The 2353-nt window shown below is 41.1% G+C and carries 2 protein-coding genes; one reads left to right on the top strand and one right to left on the bottom strand.

What is annotated here, in order from left to right:
* Positions 1–204: 204 nt before the first annotated feature.
* A complete protein-coding gene (locus JUI58_RS01425; RefSeq protein WP_204101959.1) occupies positions 205–1902 on the bottom strand; it encodes an ATP-binding protein in 1698 nt (565 codons plus the stop codon).
* 87 nt (positions 1903–1989) lie between these two features.
* On the opposite strand from JUI58_RS01425, the gene JUI58_RS01420 reads away from it, so the two are divergent.
* Positions 1990–2353 (top strand): Uma2 family endonuclease (locus tag JUI58_RS01420; protein ID WP_204101958.1); only part of this gene is annotated, 364 nt, incomplete at its 3' end.

The raw sequence follows: 2353 nt of genomic DNA, 5'->3' as shown, positions 1-2353 counted from the left end.
AGCTAGGGAGCGAATAATTAGAGCTAGGGAGCGAATAATTAGAGCTAGGGAGCGAATAATTAGAGCTAGGGAGCGAATAATTAGAGCTAGGGAGCGAGACGCTCCCACTACAATAAACCATAATGGGGGGGGTAGTGCGAGCATCTTGCTCGCTATTTTTACAAAACTGAGATGCACCCCGTTGCTGGCAACGTCCATTTAGTATTAGTAACCCAAATCTGCCTTTCCATTTTCTGCTGCAACTAATACCTCCTCATTTGTTTTTTCTTTCCAATCTGTATCGCCAACTTCCCGATAAAAATCGCTATCATAGGGACGAGTCCTCACAACAACAGGCATGGGTACTGCATGACCTAAAATTAAAGCCTGTTGTTTAGAATCCAATTTAGCTAAAACCGATCGCAGTCCTTGACCTCCAGAAACTCCTGTAAAAATAGCGTTAATATCTTTCTCATCGTTTAACAAACAAGTGACGCGAGTTCCTACTTGAGACATGACTTCAGGATCGATTCCAGAAGGACGCTGATCGACTACTAATAAGGTGACAAAATATTTCCGCATTTCCCTGGCGATCGTACCAAAAATAGTTTGATGAACGATCGCCGAATCGAGAAAACGATGTGCTTCTTCAATGGTAATAACTAAAGGTTGAGGACGATCTTGAGGGTTTCTCGTTCGCAAAAAGTTATCAGCTTTTTTAACATAACTACTATGAATGCGACGAGTGATCATATTCGTCACCAACATATAAGAAAGCATATTAGAATGAGAGCCAAATTCAATAATAACGTGCTTACCTGCGTTGAGGGATTCTAGAAGGCGATCGATATAATTATGGGCGCAAACGGGACGCATATATTTTAAATTATCAAAACGCATTAACTTCCGTTGTAATGCCATAATTGAACCAGGATGACCTTGCTTAGTTTCACATAATTCTTTAATATCTTCATTGGTCATATTTAATAATTGTACTATCCATGACTTACCAAATTCTGAGGCGAGGATATTGGCATTATCAATACTAGCATCAGAAAGCCCCAATTCAAAGGCCACTAAACGCAAATCTTCCATTTCAATTTGATCGTAACTGAGGAAGAGATCCTGGGCGCTAGAAACACCTCGACGTTTAGTGCCTTGACTATCTAGAGTATATATTTCAACCTGTCCTGGAAAGAGTTGTGCTAACCCTTTAACCGTACTGACATTCTTACCTTCTTTCATCGCATACCAGCCATATTCTGAGTGCATATCAAACATCAAATTAACTGCGGCTTGCTTGCGAATTATCCCTGAAAGTAACAAGCGGGTTAAAAAAGATTTCCCCGTTCCAGATTTGCCAAAAATGCCGTTACTGCGTTCTACAAAACGGTCTAAATTAATACAAACCGGAACATCCATATCGAGAGGTTGACCGACGGAAAAATTCTTACGTTGCGGGTCATCTTCCCAGCCGAAAACAATGCGAAAATCTCGTTCGCTGGCATCAAAAACTTGGCTAAAATGGTTAGGAATTGTTTTAACAGGAAGCAGTACCGCATCGCTGTTACTATTGGTTTGAAAAGAGGAAAGAGAAGTATTTTCTACATCAACAATTCCCTGACTTTCTGGGGTAAACATGAGCATGGGAGATAATGTCACCATGCCATAAGTGCCGCTTCCCGCTAAAACTTCCCGTAAAAAGCTATCTTGAGGGGAAGGAGGATTGCTAAAAATTCTCGGGGTAGAGGTTCCCAAGGTAACATCCGTTAACAAACAGAAAAAGCGCGATCGCGTCCCTTCTACAACTAAGAATTTCCCAACGCGCATATCCTCCACGGAAATATCGGGATGCAAACGCACTTCTAAACCTTGACTCAAGGAACCTTGAATCACCGATCCGAGAGCAATATCTGAATTCATCGGCTTAACGGGAAATTGTACTATTTCTATCGATTTTTCTTTATCTTTAAAGTATACTTGTTTTTAAAGTGTCTTGACCTTTTTCTCATGGTTCAACTTCAACCTTCCTACCTCAAGCAGAAATCTCTGCCCACTATGTACGATTTGCCTAGCGAAGATCCGGAGGAACCTGGTTTGCCCGATGAATTTCATGATTTTCAACCGAATTTGCTAACCCAAACTTGTCAATCTCCACACCATCTTCGGGAGGATTATTTTATTGCCAAGGATATCAATCTCTACTACGATCGCCAACATACCCAGTGGTATAAACGACCAGATTGGTTTTTGGTTCTAGGTGCAAGACGCAGTACAAATTTGCAAGAGTTGCGCTTGAGTTATGTAATTTGGCAAGAGGAAGTCAATCCTTTTTTAGTAGTAGAATTGGCTTCTCCAGGTACAGAAGATGAAG

Source organism: Spirulina sp. CCY15215 (genome assembly GCF_016888125.1).
Lineage (GTDB): Bacteria > Cyanobacteriota > Cyanobacteriia > Cyanobacteriales > Spirulinaceae > CCY15215.
The sequence above is the reverse complement of the archived record's forward strand: the minus strand, read 5'-3'. Positions and strand labels throughout refer to the sequence as shown.